This is a genomic window from Streptomyces tendae, assembly GCF_014650435.1.
Lineage (GTDB): Bacteria > Actinomycetota > Actinomycetes > Streptomycetales > Streptomycetaceae > Streptomyces > Streptomyces tendae.
Window position 1 is genome coordinate 127,390 of record NZ_BMUY01000011.1, and the last position, 21,200, is coordinate 148,589.

At 72.2% G+C, this 21,200-nt stretch carries 21 protein-coding genes; 6 read left to right on the forward strand and 15 right to left on the reverse strand.

Translation table 11 applies throughout. From position 1 onward, the window contains the following. Positions 1-86: 86 nt before the first annotated feature. The 12 genes from IE258_RS27650 to IE258_RS27700 form a co-directional block, all read right to left on the reverse strand. Entirely contained in the window at positions 87-1,151 is a 1,065-nt protein-coding gene (locus IE258_RS27650) for a polyprenyl synthetase family protein (protein ID WP_189748143.1), read from the reverse strand. Between the two features lie 68 nt (positions 1,152-1,219). Beyond that, positions 1,220-2,656 (reverse strand): hydroxysqualene dehydroxylase HpnE, encoded by a 1,437-nt coding sequence (hpnE, locus tag IE258_RS27655; RefSeq protein ID WP_189747817.1) that lies wholly within the window; start codon positions 2,654-2,656, stop codon positions 1,220-1,222. Beyond that, positions 2,653-2,811 (reverse strand): DUF6380 family protein, encoded by a 159-nt coding sequence (locus tag IE258_RS41370; RefSeq protein WP_159325865.1) that lies wholly within the window; start codon positions 2,809-2,811, stop codon positions 2,653-2,655. The genes hpnE and IE258_RS41370 overlap by 4 nt, the downstream gene beginning before the upstream one ends. Then, a complete protein-coding gene (hpnD, locus tag IE258_RS27660; protein ID WP_373309939.1) occupies positions 2,811-3,761 on the reverse strand; it encodes a presqualene diphosphate synthase HpnD in 951 nt (316 codons plus the stop codon). Before hpnD ends, IE258_RS41370 begins: the two co-directional genes overlap by 1 nt. Then, the gene (hpnC, locus tag IE258_RS27665; protein ID WP_159325863.1) at positions 3,758-4,669 is read right to left on the reverse strand and encodes a squalene synthase HpnC; all 912 of its coding nucleotides are present in this window, start codon (positions 4,667-4,669) and stop codon (positions 3,758-3,760) included. The genes hpnD and hpnC overlap by 4 nt, the downstream gene beginning before the upstream one ends. Positions 4,670-5,028: 359 nt before the next feature. Further along, on the reverse strand, positions 5,029-5,808 hold the full coding sequence (locus IE258_RS27670) for an ABC transporter ATP-binding protein (RefSeq protein WP_189747821.1): 780 nt from the start codon (positions 5,806-5,808) through the stop codon (positions 5,029-5,031). Then, complete coding sequence (locus IE258_RS27675; RefSeq protein WP_189747823.1) at positions 5,801-6,730, reverse strand: ABC transporter permease; 930 nt, start codon at positions 6,728-6,730, stop codon at positions 5,801-5,803. The genes IE258_RS27670 and IE258_RS27675 overlap by 8 nt, the downstream gene beginning before the upstream one ends. A gap of 98 nt (positions 6,731-6,828) precedes the next feature. After that, positions 6,829-7,701 (reverse strand): glycosyltransferase family 2 protein, encoded by an 873-nt coding sequence (locus tag IE258_RS27680; RefSeq protein ID WP_159325862.1) that lies wholly within the window; start codon positions 7,699-7,701, stop codon positions 6,829-6,831. Between the two features lie 8 nt (positions 7,702-7,709). Then, entirely contained in the window at positions 7,710-8,489 is a 780-nt protein-coding gene (locus tag IE258_RS27685; protein ID WP_161378812.1) for a CDP-alcohol phosphatidyltransferase family protein, read from the reverse strand. Continuing rightward, positions 8,467-9,528 (reverse strand): iron-containing alcohol dehydrogenase family protein, encoded by a 1,062-nt coding sequence (locus tag IE258_RS27690; protein ID WP_159325861.1) that lies wholly within the window; start codon positions 9,526-9,528, stop codon positions 8,467-8,469. The genes IE258_RS27685 and IE258_RS27690 overlap by 23 nt, the downstream gene beginning before the upstream one ends. Continuing rightward, positions 9,516-10,268 (reverse strand): phosphocholine cytidylyltransferase family protein, encoded by a 753-nt coding sequence (locus tag IE258_RS27695; protein WP_189747825.1) that lies wholly within the window; start codon positions 10,266-10,268, stop codon positions 9,516-9,518. The genes IE258_RS27690 and IE258_RS27695 overlap by 13 nt, the downstream gene beginning before the upstream one ends. Beyond that, on the reverse strand, positions 10,265-12,085 hold the full coding sequence (locus tag IE258_RS27700; protein ID WP_189747826.1) for a DUF5941 domain-containing protein: 1,821 nt from the start codon (positions 12,083-12,085) through the stop codon (positions 10,265-10,267). The genes IE258_RS27695 and IE258_RS27700 overlap by 4 nt, the downstream gene beginning before the upstream one ends. A 477-nt stretch (positions 12,086-12,562) precedes the next feature. Between IE258_RS27700 and IE258_RS27705 the strand changes: the two genes are divergently transcribed. After that, on the forward strand, positions 12,563-13,501 hold the full coding sequence (locus IE258_RS27705; protein ID WP_189747828.1) for a cation diffusion facilitator family transporter: 939 nt from the start codon (positions 12,563-12,565) through the stop codon (positions 13,499-13,501). Between the two features lie 264 nt (positions 13,502-13,765). Next, positions 13,766-14,359 (forward strand): isopentenyl-diphosphate Delta-isomerase, encoded by a 594-nt coding sequence (gene idi / locus IE258_RS27710; RefSeq protein ID WP_189747830.1) that lies wholly within the window; start codon positions 13,766-13,768, stop codon positions 14,357-14,359. A gap of 1 nt (position 14,360) precedes the next feature. Here the strand turns inward: idi and IE258_RS27715 are convergent, their stop codons facing one another. Beyond that, entirely contained in the window at positions 14,361-14,813 is a 453-nt protein-coding gene (locus IE258_RS27715; RefSeq protein ID WP_189748145.1) for an ATP-binding protein, read from the reverse strand. A 195-nt stretch (positions 14,814-15,008) separates the two neighbouring features. Here IE258_RS27715 and IE258_RS27720 point away from each other — a divergent pair, with 195 nt between their 5' ends. Next, positions 15,009-15,764 (forward strand): enoyl-CoA hydratase/isomerase family protein, encoded by a 756-nt coding sequence (locus IE258_RS27720; RefSeq protein WP_189747832.1) that lies wholly within the window; start codon positions 15,009-15,011, stop codon positions 15,762-15,764. On the opposite strand, the gene IE258_RS27725 is transcribed toward IE258_RS27720, so the two are convergent. Continuing rightward, positions 15,751-16,386 (reverse strand): DJ-1/PfpI family protein, encoded by a 636-nt coding sequence (locus IE258_RS27725; RefSeq protein WP_189747834.1) that lies wholly within the window; start codon positions 16,384-16,386, stop codon positions 15,751-15,753. The two genes, IE258_RS27720 and IE258_RS27725, sit on opposite strands and share 14 nt — an antisense overlap. 47 nt (positions 16,387-16,433) lie before the next feature. After that, positions 16,434-17,405: a GlxA family transcriptional regulator gene (locus IE258_RS27730; protein ID WP_189747836.1), complete on the reverse strand. Its 972-nt coding sequence runs from the start codon at positions 17,403-17,405 to the stop codon at positions 16,434-16,436. A gap of 114 nt (positions 17,406-17,519) precedes the next feature. Here IE258_RS27730 and IE258_RS27735 point away from each other — a divergent pair, with 114 nt between their 5' ends. The 3 genes from IE258_RS27735 to IE258_RS27740 all read left to right on the forward strand — a co-directional run bounded on the left by IE258_RS27735 (position 17,520) and on the right by IE258_RS27740 (position 21,080). After that, positions 17,520-18,389: an SCO6745 family protein gene (locus IE258_RS27735; protein ID WP_189747838.1), complete on the forward strand. Its 870-nt coding sequence runs from the start codon at positions 17,520-17,522 to the stop codon at positions 18,387-18,389. 116 nt (positions 18,390-18,505) lie between these two features. Then, a complete protein-coding gene (locus IE258_RS41770) occupies positions 18,506-18,637 on the forward strand; it encodes an LPFR motif small protein (protein WP_007389050.1) in 132 nt (43 codons plus the stop codon). A 115-nt stretch (positions 18,638-18,752) separates the two neighbouring features. Then, positions 18,753-21,080 (forward strand): Tex family protein, encoded by a 2,328-nt coding sequence (locus IE258_RS27740; protein ID WP_189747840.1) that lies wholly within the window; start codon positions 18,753-18,755, stop codon positions 21,078-21,080. Positions 21,081-21,200: the final 120 nt, after the last annotated feature.

Here is a 21,200-nt window from a genome sequence, read left to right on the forward strand (position 1 = left end):
GCGTCTGCTGGGTCCGCCGTCGGCCGGTGCTCGTGTCTCCACGACACCGGCCGGCGACTACGCGAGGGCTATTCGACCGATAATGATCATCTCTTTCGTACGACGACGAAGTCCGCGAGCGCCGTGAACATCTCCCGCACCCGGTCGGGCATGTCGACGGCGTCGAGGGCTTCGATGGCGATGGTGTGCTGGCGACGCGCCTCGTCGGCGGTCCACTCCCGCCCGCCCGCTTCCTCGATGAGGGCGGCGCGGGCCGCGAACTCCTCCTCGGAGAAGTTCGCGAAGTCACTGGTCTTGGCGTCGGCGGCGAGGATCTCGCCGAGCCGCTCGGAGGCGGACCCGCCGGCCGCGAGGGCGGCGACGACCGGCAGCGACTTCTTGCGCTGGCGCAGGTCGCTCCAGGTCTGCTTGCCGGTGGCGTCCGGGTCGCCCCAGATGCCGAGCAGGTCGTCGACGGCCTGGAAGGCGAGGCCCAGGTGGTAGCCGTACTTCTCCAGGGTGTCGGCGGTGCGCTCGTCGGCGCCGCCGAGCACGGCGCCGATGGAGCTGGCGGAGGCGAGCAGGGCGCCGGTCTTGTTGCCCTCCATCTCCAGGCACTCCTCGACGCTGACGCGGTCGCGGTGCTCGTAGGAGATGTCCTGGGCCTGGCCGTCGATCAGCGAGCGGCTGGCCTTGGTCAGGCGGCGGGTGGCCCGCCCGGCCTCGACGGTGCCCAGTTCGAGCAGCACCTCGTTGGCCAGGGCGAACAGGGCGTCGCCGACCAGGATGGCCTGGGCGGGGCCGTGCACCTTCCAGACGGTGTCGCGGTGGCGGCGCTGCTCGTCGCCGTCCATCAGGTCGTCGTGCAGGAGGGAGAAGTTGTGCACCAGTTCCACGGCCACCGCGCCGGGCACGCCGACCTCGGGCGCGGCACCGGTCACCTCGGCGGAGAGCACGGCGAGCGCGGGGCGCACGGCCTTGCCGCCGTCGCCGTCGGCGGGGTTGCCCTGGGCGTCGATCCAGCCGAAGTGGTAGGCGGCGACGGTGTCCATGGGAGGGGCCAGGCGGTCGACCGCCGCCCGCAGGACCGGCGTGGCCAGGGTCCGGCCGCGCTCCAGAAGCGCGGTCACGTCCACCGTGGTCCGTCGATCGGCCTTCGCGGCCGGGGGCACAGTGGGCACAGTCTTTCCTCCAGTTGCGGTGCCGGGAGTGCGGGGGTCGGTCCCGCGCGGATCGGCTCTCACGCCGCCTCCTCGAAGAAATCGGGAAGGAGGCCGCGGGTCCGGCCCGGGGTGCCGAGCGCGGCGGCCGCCGCTGCGACACCGCTGCGAACCGCACTCTCCATGGTCGCGGGCCACCCGGTGGCGGTCCACGCTCCGGCCAGGTAGAAGCCGGGTGCCTTGGTACGGGCGCCGGGCCGCAGGCGGCCGACGCCGGGAGCGGGGGCGAACGTGGCGGTGCGCTCCCTGGTCACGAAGAAGTCCTTCACCTCGGCACCCCGGGTGCGCGGCAGCAGCCGCTCCAGCTCCGGCAGGTACCGCTCGCGCAGCACGGCCACCGGTTCGTCGATCTCGTTCTGCGCGGTCGACTGGGACAGCGCCAGGTACTGACCCTCCTTCAGACCGGATGCCTCGGTACGGTCGAACACCCACTGCACCGGGGTGCCGAGGGCGGTGAGGAACGGTGCGGCGAGCACCTCGCGGTCGTAGACCACGTGGATGTTGAGGATCGGCGCGGTGTCGATCCGCAGAAGATTTTCCGGGGTGTCCAGCGCACCGTCGGGCAGCAGGTCGTGGGCCTCGCGCTGGGGTACGGCGAGGACGACCGCGTCTGCTTCGAGCGTCTCGCCGGGAACCTGAACGCTCCAGCCCCCGTTCTCGTTTACAGAGACGGAGGTGACGCGTGTACGGACCTCGGTACGGACGCCCGCGGAGTCGAGCGCCTTGCGGGCCAGCCGGTCGTGCAGTTCGCCCAGCGGGACACGGGCCCACCCGATGTCGGCCGCTCCCGGGTCGGACAGCAGACCGGTCTTGAACACCATCGCGGCGAGCCCCAGCGAGGCGTCGCCCGCGACCGCGTTGAGGGTGGCCACCCCGACCAGGTCCCACAGGGCCTCGACGGCACGCGCCGACTGGCCGTGCGCGGTCAGCCAGCTGCCGAAGTCCTGGGTGTCCAGGGTCGGATCGGCGGGGTCGAGCCCCTTCAGCGCGAGCGCGGCGCGCCCCACCGAGGCGCGTTCGGCGAGGGAGAGGTGCGGGTAGGTCGCCAGGCTGCGCCCCAGGTGCAGGGGCACGGGCAGCGCGTCGCGCCGCAGTCTGCCGAGCCGGTTGCCCTCGGTCCTCGCCAGGTCGACCACGGGCACGTCGAGACGTTCCTGCACCGGTGCGAGCGCGGATCCGCCGATCCGGTCGAGGAACCACCGGTAGGCGGTGCAGCAGCGCAGGTACACGTGCTGGCCGTTGTCGACGGTGAGGTCGCCGCGCTGGAAGGAGAAGGCGAGCCCGCCCAGCCGTGGGCGTCCTTCGAGCAGGGTGACGCGCACCCCGGCGTCGGCGAGTGCGAGCGCGCTGGTGGCTCCCGCGAGTCCGCCGCCGACCACGACGGCGTGTCCGCCGGGGCCGAGGGCCGGGACGTCCGCGAGCGGTCCGCCCTCGCGCGTGCCGTTGCCCTGCGTCATGGTGCGCCCCTCCCTGTCCGGTCACCGTGGTGTTTGAACGGCGTACGGCTGACCGTCTCAGTCAGGGACGCCGACCGCCACCGGAGGGTTGCCCGCCGCCGCCCGCCGGTGGTTTCGTGCGGGTCCTGGGTGTCGAGTGTGCCCGGTGTGTCCATCAGGCGCGCCTCCTGACGGTCCGCCGGGTGACGTGCCGGGTGTCGAGGCCGGACAGACCGCGCACGGCGACGTACGCCTTCTCGCGTCCCGGCAGCGAGACCCGGCCGCGCAGTACGGCCTCGGGGTCGCGCTCGATGCGGTCCAGGAGGCGGCGGTAGATGCCGGCCATGGCGGCCACGCAGGCGCCGCTGCGCCGGTCGAGCATGGGCAGCAGCCGGTAGCCCTCGGCGAAAAGGGCGCGGGCCCGACGCACTTCGAAGTGCACGAGGCCCGCGAAGTCGGAACCCTCGGGTGGTGTCGGTCCGTCGAAGCCGGCCGAGCAGCCGAACTTGGCGAGGTCGTCGGCGGGCAGGTAGGTGCGCCCGCCCTCGGCGTCCTCCCGGACGTCGCGCAGGATGTTGGTGAGCTGCAGCGCCAGCCCGAGCGTGTCGGCGTACTCGGGCGCGCGCTCGGCGCCGCGCGCCCCCGGTTCGGTGCCGAAGACGCCGAGCGAGAGGCGTCCGATGGCGCCCGCCACACAGCGGCAGTAGACCTTCAGGTCGTCCCAGGTCTCGTAGGTCTCACCGCGCAGGTCCATCTGGACGCCGTCGATCAGCTCGTCGAGGCCGCCCAGCGGGATCGGGAACTGCCGGGACGCGTGGGCGAGGGCGACGGCGACCGGATCGGTGTCGTCCTCGTCGACCGCGCCGTCCTGGATCCGGGCGAGCACGGCCCGGGTCTCGTCCAGCCGGGCGACCTTGACGTCGTCCGCCAGCGTCCCGTCACCGATGTCGTCCACCCGGCGCGAGAACGCGTACAGCGCGGACATCGCCCGTCGCTTCGGCGTGGGCAGCAGCCGGATGCCGTAGGCGAAGTTACGTGCCTGCTGACCGGTGACGGCCTCGCAGTAGCTGTAGGCGGCGAGCACCGGTGCCGGCATGTTCGCTGACGACTCCACGGACCCGATCACCCCTCTCCTCGCAGGACCACGCCCGCCTCGCGCAGCAAGTGGACCTTGCCTGACTTGGGCGGGCCGGGAAGTACGTCGTGATCCGCCGCCGCGATCGCGCCCAGCGCCGCCCTGCCACCCGCCACGAAGCCCGCGAGGAGCAGTCGCAGCCTGCCGTGGACGCTACCCACCAGGGGGGCTCCTTCATTCAGCAGGTCGCGGGCGCGCGCGGCCTCGTAGGCGATCAGGGCGCGCACGGACGCGTTGGCGGTGGGCGCGGCGAGGTCCGTCTCCTGGACGTGGAAACGTTTCATGTCCTCGGCGGGCAGGTAGATCCGGTCACGTGCGAGGTCCTCGGCGACGTCCTGGAGGTGTTCGACGATCTGCAGGGCGGTGCAGATCTCGTCGGAACGGCGGATCCGCTCGGGCGTCGAGGTGCCGGTGACGGCCAGGACGAGACGGCCGACCGGGTTGGCGGACAGCTCGCAGTAGGCGAGGAGGTCGTCGTAGGTCTCGTACCGGGCGACCAGTTGGTCCTGGCGGTTGGCGGCGATCAGGCCGAGGAAGGGCTCGGGGGTCAGCGCGCGGCGGCGCACGGTGGGCACCAGGCGGCGCAGCAGCGGGTGGCGGGGCGGGCCGTCGGAGCCGCCGAAGACCCTGCGCAGGTCCGCCTCGAAGGCGTCCAGCATCAGCAGGCGGTCGTCGGCGCGGTCCCCGGGGACGCCGAGGAGGCGGGCGTCCGCTCCGCCCGGGGCGAGGTCGCCGTCGCCGATGTCGTCGACGAGGCGGGCGAAGCCGTAGACCGCCATGAGGTCGGTGCGCCAGGCGCGGGGCAGGAAGAAGGGGGCGACGGGGAAGTTCTCGTCGGCGGCCTTGGCGAGGGTGCCGCGCTCCGGGTCGACGGCGTGCGCCGTGTCGGTGGCCGTCATCGCGGGCTGCCCTGGGCGGGGACGGCGCACGCTTCGCGGAGCTGGGGAGTTTCCGTCGCCATTGCCGTCACATCTCCCGTTCTACACTGCCGACCCAAAACACACTATTTCGGACACGCCGCCCCGCCACCCGCGCAGCAGGCCCGGTCGAGGGTGTCGGGCATTATCGCCCCATGTGCCGCGTTTCGGGACCGGTACAGCTTACGTTGTACAACTCACGGGCGTCCGTCGGGGTGCACGGTGCATCACAACAACACACCGATTGACTTCAAGATTCCTGAGAACGCCAGGAGTTGACGTTTCCTTTGCAGACGCGGGGCCTCGCCGGAACAGTTCCGGCGAGGCCCCGGCGTGTCGGGCTACTTGCCCGTGAACTTCTCGTACTCCTTGAGCACCTCGTCGGTCGGGCCGTCCATGCGCAGCTCGCCCCGCTCCAGCCACAGGACCCGGTTGCAGGTGTCGCGGATGGACTTGTTGTTGTGACTGACCAGGAAGATGGTGCCGGCCTTCTTCTTCAGTTCCCGGATGCGTTCCTCGGAGCGGGTCTGGAACTTGCGGTCGCCGGTGGCCAGCGCCTCGTCGATCATCAGGACGTCGTGGTCCTTGGCGGCGGCGATGGAGAATCGCAGCCGGGCGGCCATGCCGGAGGAGTAGGTGCGCATCGGCAGGGTGATGAAGTCGCCCTTCTCGTTGATCCCCGAGAAGTCGACGATCTCCTGGTAGCGCTCCTTGATCTGCTCGCGGCTCATGCCCATGGCGAGGCCGCCGAGGATGACGTTGCGCTCGCCGGTCAGGTCGTTCATCAGGGCGGCGTTCACCCCGAGCAGGGAGGGCTGGCCGTCGGTGTAGACCTTGCCGCGCTCGGCCGGCAGCAGGCCGGCGATGGCCCGCAGCAGCGTCGACTTGCCGGAGCCGTTGGAGCCGATCAGGCCGATGGCCTCGCCCCGGTAGGCGGTGAAGGAGACCCCGCGCACGGCGTGCACCTTGCGCACGCCCCGTTCCTCGCCGCGCTTGAGTATGCGGCTGAGGGCCGCGGTGGCGCTGCCCTTGCCGGTCTTGGCGCCGTTGACGCGGTAGACGATGTGCAGTTCGTCCGCGATGACCGTCGGCACCCGCTGGTCCTGCTGCTGCTCAGCCACGGCCGTACCTCTCCTCCGCCTTCCAGAAGTACACGAAGCCGCCCACGGCGAGGACCACGGCCCAGCCGAACGCGACCGCCCACACGTGCGGCGGCAGGTTCTCGGAGCCGTACCCGTCGATCAGCGCGAAGCGGATCAGGTCCATGTAGACGGCGGCCGGGTTCCACTGGAGCACGTCGGCGAGCCAGGCCGGCTTGTCCTCCAGCATGATCGGGATGGAGAACATCACGCCCGACGCGTACATCCAGGTCCGCATGATGAACGGCATCAGCTGGGCCAGGTCCGGCGTCTTGGCTCCCATGCGGGCCACGATGAGCGCGAGGCCCACGTTGAACAGGAACTGCAGGACGAGCGCCGGCACGACCAGCAGCCAGGACAGCGAGGGGTAGCTGCCGAAGCCGATGACCACCGCGAACAGGACGATCATCGAGGCCAGCAGCTGCTGGAGCTGCTGGAGCGCGAACGAGACGGGCAGCGAGGCGCGCGGGAAGTGCAGCGCCCGCACCAGCCCGAGGTTGCCGGAGATGGCCCGCACCCCCGCCATCGCGGAGGACTGGGTGAAGGTGAAGACGAACACACCGGTCACCAGGAACGGGATGTACACGTCCTTGGACATGCCGCGGCCCGCGTTCAGGATCAGACCGAAGATCGCGAAGTAGACGAACGCGTTCAGCAGCGGGGTGGCCACCTGCCACAGCTGGCCGAGCTTGGCCTGGCTGTACTGGGCGGTCAGCTTCGCCTGGGAGAAGGCGAGGATGAAGTGCCGCCGCCCCCAGAGCTGACGGACGTACTCCACGAGGGAAGGTCTGGCACCGCTCACGGACAGCCCGTACTTGGCGGCGAGCCGGGCCGGTGTGAGGCCCTCGTCGGGCGACACGGGCTTGGTCATGGCGACCGTGCCGTCGTGCGTTGTCTCACTCACTGGTGGAAACTTTCGTCTTCGAGAATGCTCGGCCGCGCGGGCCTGGCATGGACCTGGTGGCCCCGGTCGGGGCCGGGACGCTCTCGGGTACGAGCTTGTCAGATCACCGGGGGGCGGCCCAGCCGGGTCAGGCGCCACACCGTACGCCACCGCATGGGCCGACGGGGACCGCACGGGGTGGCCCAGCCCTCGCGGAAGCCCCCGAACCATGCCTTCAGCGCAGGTCGCGACGGCCGGCGCAGCAGGGTGAGCAGCATCCAGACGCCGAGGTAGACCGGGATCAGGAGCGCGGGGAGGTTGCGGCGGGCCAGCCAGACACGGTTGCGGGCGACCATGCGGTGGTAGACCGCGTGCCGGGACGGCGCGGTCGTCGGGTGGTTCAGCACCATGTCGGACCGGTAGTCGATCATCCAGCCCGCGTCCAGGGCCCGCCAGGCCAGGTCGGTCTCCTCGTGGGCGTAGAAGAACGCGTCGGGCAGGCCGCCGACCTGGGTGAGGACGCGGGTGCGCACCGCGTTGGCGCCGCCGAGGAAGGTGGTGACCCGGGAGGAGCGCATCGGGTCGGCGGCGCGCAGCCGCGGGACGTGCCGGCGCTGGGTCTCGCCGGTGTCCGGGTCGGCGATGCGGAAGCTGATGATGCCCAGCGCGTCGTCGGCCGCGAAGGCCTCGCGGCACAGCTCGGCGGTGTCGGTGCGCGCGAGCAGCCCGTCGTCGTCGAGGAAGAGCAGGACGTCGACGTCGCTGCCGCCCGGTCCGAACGCCTCGATGCCGACGTTGCGGCCGCCGGGGATGCCCAGGTTCTCGGGCAGCTCGACGGTGCGCACGCCGTCCGGCACCTCCGGCACGGGCGAGCCGTTGCCGACCACGACGACCTGGACCGGGTCGCCGTCCTGCTTGGCCACCGAGTCGAGCAGGGCGCGCAGCTCCTCGGGGCGGTTGCCCATGGTGATGACGACGGCACCGACCTTCATGGGCGCGCTCACTTCAGCCTGCTGGAGGCGAGGACGGACACCAGGTGCAGCAGGGTCTGCAGCAGCGCGATGCCGGCGAGTACGGCGGTGCCGAGGCGGGTGAAGAACAGGTCGCCGCGCGCCTGGTCGACGATCGCGAGGACCAGGATCAGCAGGGACGCCTCGATGCCGAGGATCAGCCGGTGGAACTTGAGCGCCCCGGCGGCCCGGCGGGCCAGCGCCATGCCGGAGGAGCGGATCTCGGAGGCGGCCTCCTTCACGGGCTCCATCCCGGCCTGGTGTCGGGCGACGCCCACCAGGTCGGTCTCGGCCTTGATCAGGATGGCGCCGAGTGCGGCCAGGGTGCCGAGGAAGGCCCACAGCCAGTCGATGCGTCCGGTGCCCCAGAGGTCGGCGGCGCGCAGGCCGAGGCCGACCAGGACGGCGGCGTCGGTCAGGTAGGCGCCGACCCGGTCCAGGTAGACGCCGCCGAGCGAGTACTGCTTCTTCCAGCGGGCGATCTCGCCGTCGACGCAGTCCAGCAGCAGGTACAGCTGGACCGCGACCACGCCGAGCACGGCGCCCCAGATGCCCGGCACGAGCAGCGCGGGGGCCGCGAGCACGCCGCAGACGGTCATCAGGTACGTGAGCTGGTTGGGCGTGATCCTGGTGTTCACCAGGTAGCGGTCGATCCGCAGCGAGACCTCGCGCATGTAGAGGCGTCCCGCCCAGTGCTCACCGCTGCGCCGGTCCTTGACCCCCGCGGGATGGACGACCGGGCGTAGTTCAGCTACCGATGGCCTTGACATAGTCGGCGTACAGGTCCTTGATCTGGTCGGTTTTCAGGTCGAGGTGCTCGAGGATCGTGTAACGGCCGGGGCGGGTCTGGGGGGCGAACTCCACGGCCCGGAAGAACTCCTCGGGCGTGAACCCGATCTCCTCGGGCAGCACCGGCAGCCCGTGCCGCCGCAGCACCTCGGCCATGTGGGCGGACTCCTCGTGGGCTCCGCGCAGGTACATCGCGAAGGCCGCGCCCAGGCCGCACTGCTCGCCGTGGGCGGCCGCGCGCTCGGGGTAGAGCAGGTCGAAGGCGTGGTTGATCTCGTGGCAGGCGCCCGAGGACGGCCGCGAGTCGCCGGAGACCGACATGGCGATGCCGCTGAGCACCAGCGCCTCGGCCAGCACCTGCAGGAACTCGTTGTCGCCGATGCCGCCGGGATGCCGGAGCACGGCCTCGCCGGCCTGCCGGGCCATGGCCGCGGCCAGGCCGTCGATCCGCTCGCCCTTGATGCGGTTGGCCAGCTCCCAGTCCGCGATCGCGGAGACGTTGGAGACGGCGTCGCCGATGCCGGCACGCACGAAGCGGGCCGGGGCCGCGCGGATGACGTCCAGGTCGATGACGACGGCGATCGGGTTGGGCACGCCGTAGGAGCCGCGGCCCGCGTCGTTGTCGAGGGTGGCGACCGGGGAGCACAGGCCGTCGTGCGCGAGGTTGGTCGGCACGGCGACCAGCGGGAGGCCGATGCGCGCCGCCGCGAACTTGGCGCAGTCGATGATCTTGCCGCCGCCGAGGCCGACGACCGCGTCGTAGTGGCCGCCCTTCATGGCGCCGGCGAGCTTGATCGCGTCGTCCAGGGTGCCGCCGCCGACCTCGTACCAGTCGGCGCCGGGCAGTGACGGGGCGACGCGGTCGCGCAGCCGGGCGCCGGAGCCGCCGCTGACGGCGACGGCGAGCTTGCCCGAGTGGGAGATGCGCTCGTCGGCGAGCACACCCCCCAGGTCGTCGAGGGCACCCGCGCGGATGTCCACGACGACCGGCGACGGGATGAGCCTCGTCAGTACAGGCACGCGATCTCCCTGCCCTTGGCGAGGTCGTCGTGGTTGTCGATCTCCACCCACTTGACGTCGCCGATCGGAGCCACGTCGACCTTGAAGCCGCGGTTGACCAGCTCCTGGTAGCCGTCCTCGTAGTACAGCTGCGGGTCGCGCTCGAAGGTGGCCTTCAGCGCGTCGGCCAGGTCGGCGGCGGCCTCGCCCTCGATGAGGGTGACGCCGATGTACTCGCCGGTCGCCTCGGCCGGGTCCATGAGCTTGGTGATGCGCTGGACGCCCTTGTCGGGGTCGACGACGACCTTCATCTCCTCCTCGGCGAGGTACTTCACCGTGTCGAGGGCGAGGATGATGTTCTTGCCGTCGCCGCGGGCGGCGAGCAGGGTCTTCTCGACGGAGACCGGGTGCACGGTGTCGCCGTTGGCGAGGATCACGCCGTCCTTGAGGGCGTCACGGCCGCACCACAGGGAGTAGGCGTTGTTCCACTCCTCGGCCTTGTCGTTGTCGATGAGGGTGAGCTTGACGCCGTACTTCTGCTCCAGCTCCTCCTTGCGGTCGTACACGGCCTCCTTGCGGTAGCCGACGATGATCCCGACCTCGGTCAGGCCGACCTCGGCGAAGTTCGCCAGGGTCAGGTCGAGGACCGTGATGCTGTCCTCCGCCCCCTCGGGGCCGACCGGCACCAGTGCCTTGGGCAGGGTGTCGGTGTAGGGGCGCAGACGCCGGCCGGCGCCGGCCGCCAGCACGAGGCCGATCATGCGGGTTCTCCTTCGTCGTGTACGGCGGGTGCGCCGACCTTGTGGGCGGCGACCCAGAAGCGGATGCTCTCGACGAGCACCACGAGTGCCACGGCCACGGCGAGAACCGTGAGCGCGAGCTTGAACTGTGAGGCGGTGAGCAGCACGGCCAGCGCGCAGATCACCAGCGTGCGGCCCTCGTGCCCCCCGACCGTCCGCACCAGCCACTGCGGCGGCGCGCCCGCGTCGCCGCGGATGCGGTAGACCGTGTCGTAGTGATGGTAGGCGACCGCGGACACCAGCCCGAAAGCCGCCGGAAGGGCCCCGTTCACGTCGGCCTTCGCGGCCAGTACCAGGACGGTGAGGTACTCGGCGGCCCGGAAGAACGGCGGGACCAGCCAGTCGAGGGCGCCCTTGAGGGGGCGGGCGACGGCGAGGGCGGAGGTCAGCACGTACACGAGCGCGGCGACCAGCGGCCAGCGGCCGCCGAAGTCGGTGAGCGCGGCGGTGGCGACGACGGCGGCTCCGCCGAGGAGCGCGACGGCGGGGGCGGTGATCGCGGGCAGCCGGCGGGCGGTGCCGCGCAGGCCCCTGGCGGCGGCCTCGGCGAGCGGTCCCGAGTCGGCGAGGTCGGCCAGTGCCTTCGCCGCGCGGTCGGTGCGGGTGGCCCTGCGGGTCAGCGAGCGCAGCACGCGGCCCGCGGTGGTGTACGTCGCGGAGAACGCGCAGCCGATCAGCAGCGCGTAGAAGGTGATCCGGGGCGTGGTGAGCGCGGTCAGCACGGCGATCATGGCCCAGCGTTCACCGATGGGCAGCACGATCATGCGGCGCACCCAGACCGTCCAGCCGACGCTGTCGAGCTTGCCGGAGAGGGCGGCGGTGGGGCTCGTGTTGGCGGTGGCGTCGTGGTTGGCCTCGTTGAAGGAGAAGTCCACGACGTGCCGGCAGGTCTGCAGGACCATCGCGCCGAGTGCCAGGGCCCACACGTCGTCGCCGCCGCGGGCGGCCCCGAGGGCGAGGCCCGCGTAGTAGGCGTACTCCTTGGCCCGGTCGAAGGTGGCGTCGAGCCAGGCGCCGAGCGTGGAGTACTGCAGGGAGTAGCGGGCGAGCTGCCCGTCGGTGCAGTCGAGGACGAAGGAGGCGATGAGCAGCACGCCGGCGGCGACGAAGCCGGCGCGGGTGCCGGTGGCGGCGCAGCCCGCCGCTATCAGCGCGGTGATCAGCGAGGCGGTGGTGACCTGGTTGGGGGTCAGCCCGCGCCGCGCGCACCAGCGGGCGATGTAGCGGGAGTAGGGGCTGATCAGGAACGTGGTGACGAAGCCGTCGCGGGCCTTGACCGCCGACTTCAGGCGTACGGCCTCGTCGTCGACGGCGGCGACGGCCTGCCGTGCCTCGTTGCGGGCCTGCGGGTCGGCGGGGACGGCGGCGACGAGGCGGCCCAGCTCGGGGCGGTGCACCTCGGCGCCGTCGGCGTCGAGGGCTGCGGTGATCCGGTCGGCGAGGCTGTCCACCGCCAGCACGGTGCCGCCGCCGGCGGCCGAGTTCTCCCGGGCCATCGCTCGGGTCAGCGTCTGACGGGCGGCGGGCTGGGCGGTGACGGCGCCCGGGATCGCGGCGAGCGGGAAGCGGGGGTCGGTGAGGCCGAGGCGCAGGGCGTGCGGGTGGCCCACGAAACGGGCGTCGACGACGGCGACCCGTTCGTCGCCCGGGGCCCGGGCCAGGAGGGTCTCGGTGTCGGCGGCGCCGGAGGCGAGGTGCACGTCGAAGCCCAGGGACCGCAGCTCGCTCTCGATCGACGAACCGGGGACCGGCTGACCGGTGAGGATGGCGGTCGGCAACCGAACTCACTCCCTGGTGCCGGCGCCTGGACGCCGGGCCTGTGCATGGTGGAGCGCCCGTGCCTGGGGCACCCGGGCGGCATGTCGGCAGAGGTTATCGGATGCCGGGAACGCCGTGTTCACCGCCCGTTTCACGGTCGGTCGACGCCGCTTGCTCCCGCCTTTGCCGCGATCATCATCGTGGATGCGGTGCCCGCCCCACAAACCGCACTCCCAGACCGGGCATCGCGGACATCGCACAGTGTCGACGGTTGTGCGCGCAGGGTCAGGGCGACCTTCCGCGCCCCAGTACGCCACCTGGCGGACGCCGCGCTTCCGAATGCCCTCCACAGCCCTGACCTGCGGAACGTTTTCGCAGGTCAGGGCACATGACAACGGTGTTCAGTGCCGCGTTGCCGTATACCCCCTACCCGTAGTTGACTGTTCTCCGGGCACCGGGTCACCGGACGCCGACAGGCACAGGGAGGCGGCTTTCTCATGGGGGCTGGGCACGATCACGGACACACGCACGGGGGGCATGCCGGCGGGACGGCGACGGCCGCCTACCGGGGCAGGCTGCGGGTGGCGCTGGCGATCACCCTCACCGTCATGGTCGTCGAGATCGTCGGCGGTCTGGTCGCCGACTCGCTCGCGCTGATCGCCGACGCCGCGCACATGGCGACGGACGCCCTGGGGCTCGGCATGGCCCTGCTGGCCGTCCACTTCGCGAGCCGCCCGCCGAGCGACCGCCGCACCTTCGGCTACGCCCGCGCCGAGATCCTGGCCGCCCTGGCCAACTGTCTGCTGCTGCTCGGGGTCGGCGGCTACGTCCTGTACGAGGCGATCGACCGGTTCGTCACTCCGGCCGACACGGCGGGCGGCCCGACCGTCGTCTTCGGCGCGATCGGTCTGGTGGCGAACATGGTGTCGCTGTCGCTGCTGATGCGCGGCCAGAAGGAGAGCCTGAACGTGCGGGGCGCCTTCCTGGAGGTGGCCGCGGACGCGCTGGGCTCCCTGGCGGTGATCGTCTCGGCGCTGGTGATCCTGGGCACGGGCTGGCAGCCGGCCGACCCGATCGCCTCGCTGCTCATCGGCCTGATGATCGTGCCGCGCACCTGGCGCCTGCTGCGCGAGACCCTGGACGTGCTCCTCGAGGCGGCTCCCAAGGGCGTGGACATCGCCGAGGTGCGCAGCCACATACTGGCCCTCGACGGGGTCGAGGACGTGCACGACCTGCACGCCTGGACCATCACCTCGGGCATGCCCGTGCTGTCGGCGCACGTGGTGGTGGACGGCGAGGCGCTGAGCGCGATCGGCCACGAGAAGATGCTCCACGAGCTGCAGGGCTGCCTGGGCGACCACTTCGACGTGGAGCACTGCACCTTCCAGCTGGAGCCCAGCGGTCACGCGGAGCACGAGGCCCGGCTGTGTCGCTGAGCCGGGGCGGCGCGACGGACGACGGGGGCGCGTGCGCACCGGCACGCGCCCCCGATCGCTCCACCCCAAGGGGTCCCCGGCTCCCCCAAGGGTTCCCCGGGCGCGCCCCCGGGAACGATCACTGATCGGACCCCTGCTCGGTGTCCGACCGGTCGCCCCGGTGCCGGCGCGGGCACGCAGGACATGCGGGTGGGCCGGGAAGTGCCGAGAGTGCCGGATTCGTACGGCACACTTGGGGCGCGAGGACCGATGTGAAGGATGGGTATGCCGATCACTCCTGCCACCGCGACGCCCAGCTCGTCGAACGGCACCGCAGACGCCATTTTGCTGGAACTGGTCGACGAGAACGGCGTGACGATCGGCACCGCGGAGAAGCTCTCCGCGCACCAGCCGCCGGGGCGGCTGCACCGCGCCTTCTCCGTGTTCCTCTTCGACGAGCGGGGGCGGCTGCTGATCCAGCAGCGGGCGCTGGGCAAGTACCACTCCCCCGGTGTGTGGTCGAACACCTGCTGCGGTCACCCCTACCCCGGTGAGGCGCCGTTCGCCGCGGCGGCCCGGCGGACGTACGAGGAGCTGGGGGTGTCGCCGTCCCTGCTCGCCGAGGCGGGAACGGTGCGCTACAACCACCCGGACCCGGCCTCCGGGCTGGTCGAGCAGGAGTACAACCATCTCTTCGTCGGCCTGGTCCAGGCCGAGCCGCGCCCGGACCCGGAGGAGGTGGCCGGTACGGCCTTCGTGTCCCCGGCGGAGCTGACCGAGCGGCATGCGAAGGACACCTTCTCGGCGTGGTTCATGACGGTGCTTGACGCGGCCCGCCCGGCCGTACGGGAGCTGACGGGCCCGTCCGCGGGATGGTGATCTAACGCGCGGCGTGCTTGAGCGGCAGGGCGGCCCAGATCACCTTGCCGCCGCTCGCGGTGTGGGCCACGTCGCAGGCCCCGCCCGCCTCCCGGGTGATCTCACGGACCAGGAGCAGGCCGCGTCCGCCGGTGCGGCCGTGGTCGGTCTCCAGGGCGGTCGGGCGGTAGGGGTGGTCGTCCTCCACGGCCACCCGCACCCACTCGGGCCCGACGGCGACCTCCACGGCGAGCACCGGCGAGAGCACCGCCGCGTGCCGGACCGCGTTCGTGACCAGCTCCGAGACGATCAGCAGCAGGGCCTGGGTCACGTCGTCGGAGACCGGCACGCCCTGGCGGGTCAGCAGGTCGCGCACGGCGTGCCGGGCCTGCGGCACCGAGGCGTCCACGGCGGGGGCGGTGAACCGCCAGACACCTTCGTACGGCAGCGGCCCGGTGGGCCCGGTCTCGTCCATCGTCCGGTCGCCACCCCTGGGCTCGATTGTCACCACACCCCTGAGTGTTGGTAACGCGTCGCGCCGCACCGGAGGACTGAACACAAGTCAGCATGTATCGAGCGATTTCTGATCGTTGACGCATGACACGGGACCGTTCCTGTTCCGCCTGCCCGAGCGTTCGCGGTGCGGGGGCCGGTGGATAGCATCCGGTCCATGGAGCCGCAGCTGCTGCGCCGGGTCGCCGACTCGGTCGCCACCGTCGTCATCCACCACCCGGCCAAGCGCAACGCCATGACGGTCGCGATGTGGCGGGCGCTGCCCCGTGTCCTCGAGGACCTGGCCGCCGATCCCGGGGTGCGGGCGCTGGTACTCACCGGCGAGGGCGGGACCTTCTGCGCCGGGGCCGACATCTCGACCCTGCGCGAGTCGGCCGAGGAGGCGCAGGAGCTGGCCGTGCGGGCCGAGGAGGCCCTCGCCGCCTTCCCCAAGCCGACGCTCGCGGCGGTCCGGGGGCACTGCGTGGGCGGCGGGGCGCAGTTGGCGGCCGCCTGCGACCTGCGGTTCGCCGAGGAGACGGCGCTGTTCGGCGTGACCCCGGCCAAGCTGGGGGTCGTGTACGCGGCGTCCGCCACCCGTCGGCTGGTGGCGTTGACCGGGCCCGCCACCGCGAAGTACCTGCTGTTCAGCGGCGAGTTGATCGACGCCGCACGGGCGCTGCGCACCGGACTGGTGGACGAGGTGCTGCCGGAGGGCGAGTTGGACAAACGGGTGGCGGAGTTCACCCGGGTACTGGCGTCCCGCTCCCTGCTGACGCAGGCCGCGGCGAAGGAGTTCGCGAACGGGCGCACGGACCGGGACGCCCACTGGACGGCGCAGGCGCGCCGCAGCGGCGACACCGTGGAGGGAGTCGCCGCCTTCCTGGAGCGCAGGCAGCCACGGTTCGGCTGGAACGGAGCTACGTCAGGATGAAGCGGCTCCGGCCGCGGAGCTCCTCGACGAGGTGCGCGGGCGCCTTGGCCGGTGACCCGGCGTCGTAGGGCGGCTGCGGGTCGTACTCGGTCAGCAGCTGCACGGCCCGGGCGTGCTCGTCGCCGGCGATCCGGCCGAGCAGGGTCAGCCCCATGTCGATGCCGGAGGAGACACCGGCCGCGGTGACGTACTTGCCGTCGGTGACGACCCGTTCCCCGGTCGGCTCGACGCCGAACCGCTTCAGGAAGTCCAGCGCCAGCCAGTGCGAGGTGGCGCGGCGCCCTTCCAGCAGTCCGGCGGCGGCGAGCAGCAGGGAGCCCGTGCACACGGACGTGGTCCAGGTGCTGGTGGCGTCGGCGGCACGCAGCCAGTCCAGCAGGGTCTCGTTCTCCATCTGCGGCGTCTGGCCGGGACCGCCGGGGACGACGACGATGTCGGGGCCGGGGACGTCGGCCAGCGTCCGGTCGGCGGTCAGGGCGAGGTCTTGGGTGTCGGTGCGGACGGGACCGGTGCGTTCGGCCACGAAGACGGTCTCCGCGCCCGGCAGACGGCCGAGGGTCTCGTACGGGCCCACGGCGTCGAGGGCGGTGTAGCGGTCGAAGAGGACGATGGCGATCTGCACGTGTTTCCTCCCGGGGTCGGTCGGTGACGGTGGTGCGGGCAGGGGCTTCAGCGGACCGGTGCGGGCCTGAAGCGGCGGCGGTACTCCGCCGGTGAGGTGCCGAGGGCCTTGACGAAGGCGCGGCGCATGGCCTCCGGGGTGCCGTAACCGCTGGCGCGGGAGACCTCCTCGACGCCGTCGCCGGTGTCCTCCAGGAGCCGCCGGGCGTGTTCCAGGCGGACCCGGTCGACGTACCGTCCGGGCGTCATGCCGGTCTCGGCGTGGAAGGCGCGGGCGAAGTGGCGTGGCGAGAGGCTGGCACGGGCGGCGAGGGACTCGACGTTCAGATCGGCGCCGGGATGCTCGGTGATCCAGTGCTGGAGCCGGCGCAGCGGCTCCCTGCGCGCGGTCTGCGCGGCGAGCTGGGCGCTGAACTGGGACTGGTTCCCGGGTCTGCGCAGGAACACCACCAGGTGCCGGGCGACGGTCAGGGCGACGTCCCGGCCCAGGTCCTCCTCCACCAGGGCGAGGGCCAGGTCGATGCCGGAAGTGACGCCCGCGGACGTGGCCACGTGCCCGTCCCGGACGTAGATGGGGTCGGGGTCGACGTCCACGGCCGGGTGGTCGCGGGCGAGCCGGTCGCTGTAGGCCCAGTGGGTGGTGGCGCGGCGGCCGTCCAGCAGCCCCGCCCTGGCCAGCAGGATCGCGCCGGTGCAGACGGAGACCAGGCGCCTGACGCCCGGTCCGTTCTCGACCAGCCAGGCGATCAGGCGCGGGTCGGGGTCCCGCGAGCCCTGGCCGCCGGGGACCACCAGGGTGTCCGGCTCCGGCACGTCACCGGTGAGCGCCCGGTCCGGTACGACGGTCAGACCGCTGGAGGTGCGCACGGGAGCCCCGTCCAGCGACGCCGTGCGGATGCGGTACGTGCCCGGCGTGTGCGTCTCGGCACCCGCGAAGACCTCCACGGGGCCGGTGACGTCGAGGCTCTGGACGTCGTCGAAGAGGATGACCAGTACGGTTCGGCCGGTTCGCTGTGCCATGCCGTCGATTGTTCGCCCCGCCGCCGTACGGCCGCAATGACGAGAACCCCTCCTTTCCTGCCATGCGCAGCTGAGCCCTCGAGTACGTACTGAGCGGTTGGTAACGTGCGTGGCATGACAACTGCCGCCATCGACCCGCGCGCGAGCCGCCGCTGCCACAACGCGCTCAACTCGCTGCACTCCACGCACTACTTCTCGCCCGACCTGGGCCGGGAACTGGGCGCCCTCGGGGTCACCGAGGCCCCGGCCGTCAACTTCGCGGCGCGCGCCGCCGCGCTGGGTCCGGTCGGCGCCGGTGCCGTGACGGCGGCGTTCTACAACTACAAGCACGACCTCGTCACCCGGCACGTGCCCGCCGTGTGGGAGAAGGTCACGCCGGAGCAGGCGCTGGCGGCACGCGTGCGCGCCGTGGACGCGACGCTGCGCCGTCTGCTGGGCGAGGAGGCCGTGGCGTCGGCCGGGATGGCGGAGGCGGCCGAGCTGGCCCTGCGCGCCGCCGAGGGCTGCACCCGCAGCGCCCGCCCGCTCTACTCGGCCCACGCGGACCTGCCCGTGCCCGACGCGCCGCACCTGGCGTTCTGGCACGCGGCGACGCTGCTGCGCGAGCACCGCGGCGACGGGCACCTCGCCGCACTCCTCGCCGCGGGCCTGGACGGCCTGGAGGCGCTGGTCACCCACACCGCGACGGGCAAGGGCCTGGCACCGAAGTGGATCTTCAGCACCCGGGGCTGGACCCGGGAGGAGTGGGACGCGGCCGTCGGCCGGCTGCGCGAGCGCGGACTGATCGACGCGGCCGGCGGGCTGACCGAGCAGGGCACGGCGCTGCGCGAGAGCGTCGAACGCGAGACGGACCGCCTGGACGCGGCCCCCTACGCGCACCTGGGAGCGGACGGCGTGGCGCGCCTGACGGAACTCGGGACGGCCTTCGCGCGCACGGCGCTCGGCGCGGGCGCCTTCCCGGCGGACCTGCTCGCCGGGCGCTGACCCGCCGGCGACACGCCCGGGGCACGCACAGGACGTACGAACGGGCATGCGAGGCCGTTGCGGAGGTACCCGTACGTCTCCCGGCCGAAGCGGTCGGGAGACGAAAGGAGCAACTCGTGTTCCGTGCCATCGCAGACGTACTGCGCCAGATCGGTGGCGCAGTCGCCACCGTGGTGACGCTTCCGTTCCGGGCCCTGGCCCGGCTCTTCGGCGGGGCCTCGTCCGCCACCAGGGGCCGCCGGGTCTGACTCCGGCCCACTCACCCGCCGGTTCCGACCGGCCCGGACGGTGCCCTGGTCCCCGATTGTCGGTCCCGCCTGCCACAATTGCCGCGCAACCTCAGTGAGAAGGCGGTACGGGATCGTGACGACACCCGACGTAGGGTCCATCGAAAGCAGGATCGCCGACGAGCTCGGCGTGCGCGAGCGGCAGGTGAAGGCCGCGGTCGAGCTGCTCGACGGCGGTTCGACGGTGCCCTTCATCGCCCGCTACCGCAAGGAAGCGACCGAGATGCTCGACGACGCGCAGCTGCGCACGCTCGAGGAACGGCTGCGCTATCTGCGGGAGCTGGAGGAGCGGCGCACGGCGATCCTCGAGTCGGTGCGCGAGCAGGGCAAGCTCACGGAGGAGCTGGAGGCGCGCATCCGCGGGGCGGAGACCAAGGCGCGCCTGGAGGACATCTACCTGCCGTTCAAGCCGAAGCGGCGCACGAAGGCGCAGATCGCGCGCGAGGCGGGTCTCGAGCCGCTGGCCGAGGGCCTGCTCGCCGACGCGTCGGTGGACCCGGTGGCCGCTGCGGCCGCGTTCGTCGACGCCGACAAGGGCGTGGCCGATCCGCAGGCGGCCCTGGACGGGGCACGCTCGATCCTCACGGAGAAGTTCTCGGAGGACGCCGACCTGATCGGCGAGCTGCGCGAGCGGATGTGGGGGCGTGGGCGGCTCGCCGCCAAGGTCAAGGACGGCAAGGAGGAGGCCGGCGCCAAGTTCGCCGACTACTTCGACTTCGCCGAGCCGTTCACCGAGCTGCCCTCGCACCGCGTCCTCGCGATGCTGCGCGGCGAGAAGGAGGACGTGCTCGACCTCGTGCTGGAGCCGGAGGAGGCGACCGAGGGCCCGTCGTCGTACGAGGCGATCGTCGCGAGCCGGTTCGGGATCGCCGACCGCGGCCGGCCGGCCGACAAGTGGCTGGGCGACACGGTCCGCTGGGCCTGGCGCACCCGCATCCTGGTGCACCTCGGCATCGACCTGCGCCTGCGGCTGCGCACTGCCGCCGAGGACGAGGCGGTGAACGTCTTCGCGGCGAACCTCCGCGACCTGCTGCTGGCCGCCCCGGCGGGCACCCGGGCGACGCTCGGCCTCGACCCCGGGTTCCGTACCGGCGTGAAGGTCGCCGTGGTCGACGCGACCGGCAAGGTCGTGGCCACGGACGTGATCCACCCGCACGTCCCCGCCAACCGGTGGGACGAGGCGATCGCCAAGCTGGCGCGGCTGGCGAAGGAGCACGCGGTCGACCTGATCGCCATCGGCAACGGCACGGCCTCCCGCGAGACCGACAAGCTCGCCGGTGAACTCATCGCCAAGCACCCCGAGTTGAAGCTGACCAAGGTGATGGTGTCCGAGGCGGGCGCCTCCGTGTACTCGGCCTCCGCCTTCGCCTCCCAGGAGCTGCCGGACATGGACGTCTCGCTGCGCGGCGCCGTGTCGATCGCGCGGCGGCTGCAGGATCCGCTGGCCGAGCTGGTGAAGATCGACCCGAAGTCGATCGGCGTCGGCCAGTACCAGCACGACCTGTCCGAGGTGAAGCTGTCGCGCTCGCTGGACGCGGTGGTCGAGGACTGTGTGAACGGCGTGGGGGTGGACGTCAACACGGCCTCCGCGCCGCTGCTGGCCCGGGTCTCCGGCATCACCTCCGGGCTCGCCGAGAACATCGTGGCGCACCGCGACGCGAACGGGCCGTTCACGTCGCGGACCGCGCTGAAGAAGGTGTCGCGGCTCGGTCCCAAGGCGTACGAGCAGTGCGCGGGATTCCTGCGGATCCGGGGCGGGGACGACCCGCTGGACGCGTCCAGTGTGCACCCCGAGGCGTACCCCGTGGTGCGGCGGATGGTGAAGACCGCCGGGCAGGAGGTGGCCGGACTGATCGGCAACACATCGGTACTGCGGTCGCTGAGGCCGGACCAGTTCGTGGACGAGACGTTCGGTCTGCCCACGGTCACGGACATCCTGCGGGAGCTGGAGAAGCCGGGGCGCGACCCGCGACCCGCCTTCAAGACGGCCACCTTCAAGGAGGGCGTGGAGAAGATCTCCGATCTGGCGTCCGGGATGGTGCTGGAGGGGGTCGTCACGAACGTCGCGGCGTTCGGGGCGTTCGTGGACGTCGGTGTGCACCAGGACGGGCTGGTGCATGTGTCGGCCATGTCGAAGACGTTCGTGAAGGATCCGCGGGACGTGGTGAAGCCCGGGGACATCGTGAAGGTGAAGGTGATGGACGTCGACATTCCGCGGAAGCGGATCTCGTTGACGTTGCGGTTGGACGACGAGGCGGCTCCGCAGGGGGAGCCGAAGAAGGAGCGGGGCGGGAGGCCGCCTCGGCAGCGGAAGGCCGCCGGCGGTAAGGGGCGGCCGTCGTCGGCGCCTGCTGCGTCCAACGGGGCGATGGCGGACGCGTTGCGGCGGGCCGGGTTGGCGTAAGCCTCCGGCGGTGGGGCGGAGGGGTGGGTGCACTCACCGGCGTTTGCCGGGTGCCGCTGCGCCCACCCGTGCCGCCTGGGGGTACCTCCCAGGCCGTTCAGGCACTGGGGGGAGGCACGA